9 protein-coding genes and 2 pseudogenes are annotated in these 7,343 nt (G+C 64.0%); 1 reads left to right on the top strand and 10 read right to left on the bottom strand.

Annotated elements, in window-relative coordinates; translation table 11 throughout:
• From MOV75_RS21030 to MOV75_RS20985, 10 genes and pseudogenes are all read right to left on the bottom strand, one after another.
• On the bottom strand, window positions 1–842 hold an 842-nt coding region (locus MOV75_RS21030), incomplete at its 3' end, for an FHIPEP family type III secretion protein (protein ID WP_247006520.1).
• A gap of 78 nt (window positions 843–920) precedes the next feature.
• Entirely contained in the window at window positions 921–1,187 is a 267-nt protein-coding gene (gene fliQ, locus MOV75_RS21025; protein WP_246929186.1) for a flagellar biosynthesis protein FliQ, read from the bottom strand.
• Window positions 1,184–1,603: a flagellar hook assembly protein FlgD gene (flgD, locus tag MOV75_RS21020; protein WP_246929185.1), complete on the bottom strand. Its 420-nt coding sequence runs from the start codon at window positions 1,601–1,603 to the stop codon at window positions 1,184–1,186. The genes fliQ and flgD overlap by 4 nt, the downstream gene beginning before the upstream one ends.
• Window positions 1,604–1,619: 16 nt before the next feature.
• Window positions 1,620–2,030: a flagellar biosynthesis repressor FlbT gene (gene flbT, locus MOV75_RS21015; RefSeq protein WP_246929184.1), complete on the bottom strand. Its 411-nt coding sequence runs from the start codon at window positions 2,028–2,030 to the stop codon at window positions 1,620–1,622.
• Window positions 2,030–2,374 carry a flagellar biosynthesis regulator FlaF gene (gene flaF / locus MOV75_RS21010; protein ID WP_246929183.1) on the bottom strand — a complete coding sequence of 115 codons (345 nt, stop codon included), beginning with the start codon at window positions 2,372–2,374 and terminating at the stop codon, window positions 2,030–2,032. The genes flbT and flaF overlap by 1 nt, the downstream gene beginning before the upstream one ends.
• 56 nt (window positions 2,375–2,430) lie before the next feature.
• Entirely contained in the window at window positions 2,431–3,477 is a 1,047-nt protein-coding gene (locus MOV75_RS21005; RefSeq protein ID WP_246929182.1) for a flagellar hook-associated family protein, read from the bottom strand.
• A 3-nt stretch (window positions 3,478–3,480) separates the two neighbouring features.
• Window positions 3,481–4,959 carry a flagellar hook-associated protein FlgK gene (flgK, locus tag MOV75_RS21000; protein WP_247006518.1) on the bottom strand — a complete coding sequence of 493 codons (1,479 nt, stop codon included), beginning with the start codon at window positions 4,957–4,959 and terminating at the stop codon, window positions 3,481–3,483.
• Between the two features lie 34 nt (window positions 4,960–4,993).
• A complete protein-coding gene (locus tag MOV75_RS20995) occupies window positions 4,994–6,223 on the bottom strand; it encodes a flagellar hook protein FlgE (protein WP_246929180.1) in 1,230 nt (409 codons plus the stop codon).
• 120 nt (window positions 6,224–6,343) lie between these two features.
• Window positions 6,344–6,925, bottom strand: coding sequence for a transglycosylase SLT domain-containing protein (locus MOV75_RS20990; RefSeq protein ID WP_246929179.1), 582 nt, complete (start codon window positions 6,923–6,925; stop codon window positions 6,344–6,346).
• Window positions 6,876–7,238, bottom strand: a pseudogene (locus MOV75_RS20985) (flagellar hook-length control protein FliK); the annotation flags it as partial. The pseudogene MOV75_RS20985 and the gene MOV75_RS20990, both read right to left, overlap by 50 nt.
• Between MOV75_RS20985 and MOV75_RS20980 the strand changes: the two are divergent.
• Window positions 7,233–7,343 (top strand): annotated as a pseudogene (locus MOV75_RS20980) (30S ribosomal protein S3); the annotation flags it as partial. The pseudogenes MOV75_RS20985 and MOV75_RS20980 sit on opposite strands and share 6 nt — an antisense overlap.

Here is a 7,343-nt window from a genome sequence, read left to right as displayed (position 1 = left end):
TGCCGCAGCACCGCCTGCTCCGCCGACCCCCTGGTGCCGCCCTTGGAGACCAGAAGGCCCGCCGACAGCGACACGATCAGCGCCGGCATCTGGGACACCAGACCGTCGCCGACGGAAAGCTTGGTGTAGACGTCGGCGGCGCGCGACAGCGTCAACCCGTGATGCGTGACGCCGATGATGATGCCGCCGAAGATGTTGATCGCGGTGATGAGCAGGCCGGCGATGGCATCGCCACGGACGAATTTCGAGGCGCCGTCCATGGCGCCGAAGAACGCGCTCTCCTCTTCGAGCTCGCGGCGCCGGCGCTGGGCCTCCTTGTCGTCGATCAGGCCGGCGGACAGATCCGCGTCGATCGCCATCTGCTTGCCGGGAATGGCGTCCAAGGTGAAACGGGCGCCGACTTCGGCGATGCGCGTCGCACCCTTGGTGATCACGACGAAATTCACCGTGACGAGAATGGCGAAGATGATCAGGCCGATGACGAAGTCGCCGCCCATGACGAACTTGGAGAAGCCGGCGACGACGTGGCCGGCGGCCTGCTCACCCTCCCCGCCGCGCGACAGGATCAGACGGGTGGTCGCGACGTTCAGCGCCAGGCGCAGGATGGTCGCGATCAGCAGCACGGTCGGGAAAGCCGAGAAGTCGAGCGGTCGCTGGATCCACAGCGCGACCATCAGGATCAGCGCCGACAGCGCGATCGAGAACGCAAGACCGAGATCGATCAGGATGGGCGGGATCGGCAGAAACAGGATCGTGAGCATGGCCACGATGCCGCCGGCGAAGAAAGCGTCGGCCCCCAATCGTCGTGGGGTCGGCAGGCTAGCAGCTAACGTATCGGCCATGGGTCACCGGCAGAGGGGTCCGGTTCGCAATCTGCCGCGCAAAGCTTACGCGGGGGTGGTGGCCGAGGCTCGCGCGGATCAGAAGCCGCGCTCGATATGCGAATAAACCATCTCGGTGAATGTGGAGAGATGGGCGCCGATGAAGGAGCCGGAGACGGCAACGACCAGCAGAATGACGATGATCTTCGGAACGAAGGTCAGCGTCACCTCCTGGATCTGGGTCAGGGCCTGGATCAGCGCGATGACGGTGCCGACCAGCATCGCGGCACCGACCGCGGGTCCGGAGGCGACGATGATGGTCCAGATCGCCGCCTGGACGATATCGAGAGCGTCCCGTTCGTTCATGACTGGCTGATCGTAAGCCCGGGCCCGACCGCGACCTTAGTGCCGTCCTGAAGGGTCGCGATGGAGCCGTCGCTGTTGATGGCGACCGAAACGACCTTGCCGCTGAAGCTGGCGCCGGTGGAGTCGGTGAAGCTGACCGTCTTCCCGATCAGGCCGTTGGCCTGCGACAACGACTGCGACGACAGCAGCGCGTCCAGCTTCGAATTGGTCTGCATCGCCTGCTCGACCGTCGAGAGCTGGGCGAACTGGCTCATATATTGCGAGGTGTCCATCGGATTGGTCGGATCCTGGTTCTTCATCTCGGCGACGAGAAGCTGAAGAAACGTATTGTAGTCGACGCCGTTGCTCGACGTCGTCGTGGTGGGGCCGGCCGAATTGGACTTGCCGGTCGCGTCGGTCGCGCTGGGGACGTTCATGTAACTCTCTCCGCTGTCAGGCAGCCTCGAATGGGGAATGGGTCGCGGCGCCGGCCAGGATCGCCTGTTCCACCGGGAACAGGGCCCGGATCCGCTTGAGCGCCTCGAAGTAGCGGGTCGCCTCGACCAGTTCGTCGACCGCGCCAAGTCCGTCCAGCATCTCGCGGCTCTCGCACACGGCGCACAGGGCCGCGTGATGCTGCGCGTAAAGCGCCGCGGCATCGCGGATGTCGGTCGGGTTCATCAGCATGAGCTGGACGATGAAGTAGAGCTGCCGCAGCGCCGTGGTGGCGTCGGAGGCCTGCATCACCTGCCCTTCGAGCAGGAACATCACGTCGTTGACGAGCTCGACGGAGACCTTGCGGTCCACGCGAAGCACAGCACCGTTGATGTAGATCCGTTCGCCCGCCCGCAAGGAGACTTTCATCAAAGAGCGTCTCGGATCAGGCGGTTGATTTCGATCAGCTGCATCACGTCGTTCGATCGCTCCTCGCGAAGGCGGTCGGCTTCCTTGACGACCCACAGGCCGATCGAGATGATGTCGGCGCGCAGCTTCTCCGGCAGCCCGTTCTCCGGGTGCGAGAGATCCTCGATGAAGATGGTCCACAGCCGCCGCACATAGAGCAGGCTCTCTACCAGATCCTCGAGGCTGAAGAGGCCCTTCTGGAGACGTTCGAGCCGGTCGATGCCGAGGCTGAGCGCCTGCCGCTCGCGGCCCCGCGCCTCGTAACCACTCTCGTCGACGACGGATTCATAGGCTTCAAACGTCATCAGAACCACTCTGCGCAGGAGACCGAATAACAGGACAAAGGTTGCGAGCCCCGACTTTAGAGATAGTTGATGAGGCTGATCTGCTGCAGCTGCGAGGTCAGCGCGAGCGCCGTCTTGATCTGGGTCTGCAAGGTGTTGACGCGGACCGAGGCCTCGGTCGGATCGACCGCCTCCAGCTTCACGATCTGGTTGTTGAGGATGTCCTTCTGGATCTTCAGCTTCTCGGATGCGCCGGTGACCCGCTGCTGGATCGAGCCGACGGTACCGCCGAGCACGGCGAGATCGTTGATCGCGCCGCTGACGAGGCCGATGGCCTTGTCGACGACGACCTGAAACGTGTCCTTGCTCAGGCTGGTGTTACCGAGGTCGGTGAGCATGGTGTAGGCCTCGGCCAGCTTGCGGAAGCCGGGCTGGTTGGCGCTGACGGAGCTGTCGACCACCTCGGTCGTGGAGATGCGGCTCGACAGCGTCTGGTCCGTGGCCGCCGACCAGTTTGTGTTCCAGGCCGGGCTTGCAAACTCAGGGTCGAGCGTATTGTTGAGGAAGTTCTGCATCTGCGCCGGCGTGATCGTGCCGACGCCGGCCGCAGACTGCGAGAAGCCGAACGTTGCCAGGAAGTCCGCATCGACCTTGTTCTTGCTGGCCGAGCCGGCCGTGTAGTTCGTGACCGGCACGGTCTGCGTATTGATGCCGCCGAACAGATATGAGCCATTGTAGGAGACGTTGAGCGCTCCGATGAGGTCCTGAAGGTTGGCGGACGCACTCGGGAGGATGATCTTCGCGCCGCTGTCGGCGTCGCGGGCCGCGATCAGGTTCTTGAGGAATTCCGAGGCGGTCGTGCCGAGCTGCGTGATCCGGTTCTGGGTCACGTCGAGGCGTCCCGAAACCAGCTCGTTGGTGTCGACCAGCTGATCGGCGAAGTTGAAATCGGCCCGCAGCGCCACGTCGCGGCCCGTCCCTGTGCCGAGTTCGAGGCCGATATCGGCGAAACGGCCGGTGGTCGCTTCCTTCGAGGCCTTGGTCAGCGCAGCCTGGTTGTTCGTGATCGACGACCTCAACGACGACGACAGCATCAGGGTCGAGATGTAGTTGGCGCTCATCATGACTTAATTCCCCACGGCAGCCAGCAGGCTCTGCAACATCTCGTCGACGGTCGAGATGATCTTCGACGACGCCGAATAGGTGCGCTCGACCTGGAGCATCAGCGACATCTCGTCGTCCATGTTGACGCCGGCGACGTTGGACAGTGCCGCGGTGCTGCGGTCGAGCAGCGTGTTCTGGTACTGCACGTTGTCGTCGGCAGTCTTGCGATGGCTTTCGATCCAGCTCGCCGAGGACGAGGCGAACTCGATCACGCTGCCGCTCGGCTTGCCTTGAGCCGTGACGTCGAACGGCTGCGGTGCGTTCATGTTGTTGATGAGCTGCTGGAGCCGCGTCGAGAAGCCGGCGTTGCCGGTCGTGTTGTAATTACACGCTGGAACGCCGCTGATCGCACCGTCGCGCAGCAGGTTCGGGTTTCCGCCCGCGGCCGGATCGACCGAGGCGGCAACCGCGATCGTACCGGCGAGGCCGACCGAGATCGTGGCGCTCGCGGGCATCCCCGGCGCGCCGGGATAGGTGAACAGGCCGGGCCTGTCCGCCAGCGTCGGGACAGCTGACTGGTCGCTTTCCTTGAAGGCATCGATCAGGCCGCGCGCGATTTCGTCGAGCTGGCCCTGATACGTGACCGTGTCCTTGTCGCGCAGCTGGGCAAGGCCGGCGAGCTTGCCGGACTTGAGCGGCATGACGGAATTCGCCCCGGTCACCGGCACGCCGTCGATGAAGACGGCATTGCCCGTGGTGCCGGCGGTGTAGGCGTTGGTCGGCGCAAAGCTCACTGTCCGCGCGGTCTTGTCGAACAGTACGACACCGCTGTCGGCATAGAGCGCCGCATCGCCATTGGGACGGAGCGACATGGTGACGCCGACTTCCTGCGACAGCCTTGAGACGATGCTGTCGCGCTGGTCGAGATAGTCGGTGACGTCGTCGCCGGTAATCGTGCCCTTCACGATTGCCGTATTGACGGTCTGGAACTGGGTCAGCAGCTGATTAATGTTGGCGACCGACGTCGCCATGTCGACGTCAGCTCCCTCGCGGACCGACTGCACGGTCTTGGTGGCCTGGTTGAGTGCGGTCACCATGTCCTTGGCGGACGTCACGGCGGCCTGAGCCAGGGTCGCATTGTCGGTGGAGTTGGCGTATTGCTGCAGCGCCTGCTTGAGCTTGTTGAGCTGGGCGGTGGGCGACTGTTCGAGTTCGGGATCGTCCACCGTCGCGGCCGCGATCTTCTGCAGACCGTCATAGATCACGCTCTGCTTGGCGGACGACGAGGTCGCGATCAGGACGTTGCTGTAGAGGCCGGAAGAGGCCGCGCGCTGGATCGCCGCGACATAGACGCCGGTGCCGGGGAAATTGTCCAGCATGGTGAGCTTGCGCGAATAGCCGGGGGCGCTGGCCCCGGCGATGTTGCGCGAGATCGTCGCCGACTGGATGCCCGACGCCATGAGCGAGGAGCGGGCGGAGTTGAGAGCGGCGGTAATGGACATGACGTGCTCTTGCCCGAAACGAGCGCTGAAGAGTTCAGCGCTTCAGGTTGACGACGACGTCCAGCAGGTCGGCGCCGGTCTGGAACGATTTCGAGTTCGCGGTGAAGCCGCGTTGGGCCTCGATCATCGAGGTCAGTTCGTCCGCGAGATCGACGTTGGAATCTTCCAGTGCGCCGGATTTGACGGTGCCGAGACCTCCCTGGCCGGCGAGGCCGACCTGCACGTTTCCGGACTCCAAATTGGGCGAATAGACGTTGCCGACTTCGGGCGTCAGATGGTCCGGGCTCGGCACGGTGGCGAGCGCGATCTGAAAGCTCGGCAACGTGGTGCCGTTCTTGAGCACGGCGGTGACGATGCCCTTGTCGTCGATGTTCACCTTCTCGACGGCGGACGGAGCGTTGCCGTCGACCGTCGCCTTGAAGTCGAAGGCGGCGGCGACCTGGGTCATCGCCGAGAGATCGATTTTGAAGGCTGCTGAACCGCCAGGGATCGCGACCGAGAGCGCCGTCGGGCTCGCCGCGGCCAACTTGCCCTTGCCGACCGCGGTGACGTCGAAGGTGAACGTGGTCGTGGGGCCGGCCGTCGTCAGTGCTGTTGCACCGTTGTAGACCTGGATGTCCCAGGTATTGGCGCCGGTCTTGGCGGCGTAGACGTCGAGCGTCACGGCTTTGCCGATGTTGTCGTAGGTCACCATCGACGTCTTCGACGTGTAGTTGGCGGGCCCTGCCGGCGCTGCGATCGCCGTTGCGCTCGGATCGAGATTGGCGGCCACGGTCGCCTTGGTCGACGGCGCAGCTTGGAGCGCCATCTGGTTGACGTTGATGACCTGAAGACCGCCGAAGCCGTTGGCGGCGACGGTGGGCGCGGCGCCGTTCGCGATATTGTAGCCCATCAGCTGGAAGCCGGCTGTATTGACGAGGTTGCCGGTGTTGTCGGGCACGAACGCGCCGGCGCGGGTCAGGAAGTCGTTTCCGTTGGCGTCCTGCACCACGAAGAATCCGTTGCCCTGGACCGCAAGATCCGTCGTCGACGTCGTGAAGTGGTAGTTGCCGGCGTCGGAGATGGCATAGCGGACCGTGGTCTCGACCGCGCCCGAGTCGTAGTTGCCGGAGCCGCTCTTCAGGATCAGCGAGGAGAACTCCGTCGAAGCCCGCTTGTAGCCAGTCGTGTTGACGTTAGCGATGTTGTCCGAGACCGTCGACAGCTTGTTGGACTGCGCGTTCATTCCGGAAACGCCGGTGCGCATAACACCATACAGGCTCATGAAGTGGGCTCCTTTGGTAGGTTGCAGCTACAATGGGGGTTCTTGCTTGCGCGGGGCTGATGATTGGGAGCGATGCACAACTTGTCGTCGTCCCGTCAGTTGTCGCTTCAGCTCATAACATCAGGTTGCTTTGGGCTGACAGAACGAGCGCGCCTTGTCGGTCCACGCGCCGAAGCCGCTCGATACGAGATGAGCGACGATGTGACAGACGTAGCGCTTCTGCGCCGGCTGGTTATTGGGACCGGCATTGTAGCGCGCGACCGCCATGGTCCAGCTGCCCTCGCGCTGCTTCAGTTCCTTCAGGAAGCGCGCCGCATAGTCGACGTTTCTGGCGGGATCGAACATCGCACGTACCGAAACGAACTTATCACCGTGATAATAGTGGTTGATCTGCATGCAACCGAGGTCGATCAACTTGATCCCCTTGGCCCGCATCGCCTCGAAATTCGCCATTGCGTCGTCGATGCCCTTGGCGAACACGGTCTGGCCGTCGGCCCCGAGCGCGAAAGGATGCAGCGCGCCGCGCCGCCCGGTCTCGGTGAGGCCGACCGCATAGAGAATGCCGAGCGGAATTCCATGCTGCTGGGCCGCGCGCGCCATCTCGCGCTCGCACGGGCGCGCGTTGTCAGTCGCTGCTGCCACGGTGCCAGCGTTACAGATAAACAGGGCCGCGACGATTCTGCTGGCCCATGTCCTGGTCATGACGCGTCTCCTGATTGGACTCGCGCTCCTGCCGGGCCTGTCTGGCGCCGCCGTCGGACTGCCCCGACGACGTGCCGGCGCCGCCAAACGTGCCCTGCGACTGCGAGGAGGGTTGTTGCTGGCCCGAGAGCTGCGGCTGCGACTGGCCGGAGCCGCTCTGGAATCCGTCCATCGAGCCGTGCTGGACGGGCGCGACGTCGGCGACATAGCCCGCCGACTGCATGAGATCGCGGATCTGATCGCGCTGCTGGTCCAGCATCTGACTGGTGTCCTTGCGCTCGGCCGCAAGATGAACGGACACTTCAGTGCCGACATCGACTACGGCGTTGCGACCGCGTTCACGACCTTCGGCACCTGCGGCGTCAAGGTCTGGATCTTCAAGGGCGAGATCCTCGAACACGATCCGATGGCCCAGGAC

The sequence above is a fragment of the Bradyrhizobium sp. PRIMUS42 genome (assembly GCF_023006515.1).
Taxonomy (GTDB): domain Bacteria; phylum Pseudomonadota; class Alphaproteobacteria; order Rhizobiales; family Xanthobacteraceae; genus Bradyrhizobium.
Note: the sequence above shows the minus strand (reverse complement) of the source record. Positions and strands in the feature narration are given on the sequence as shown.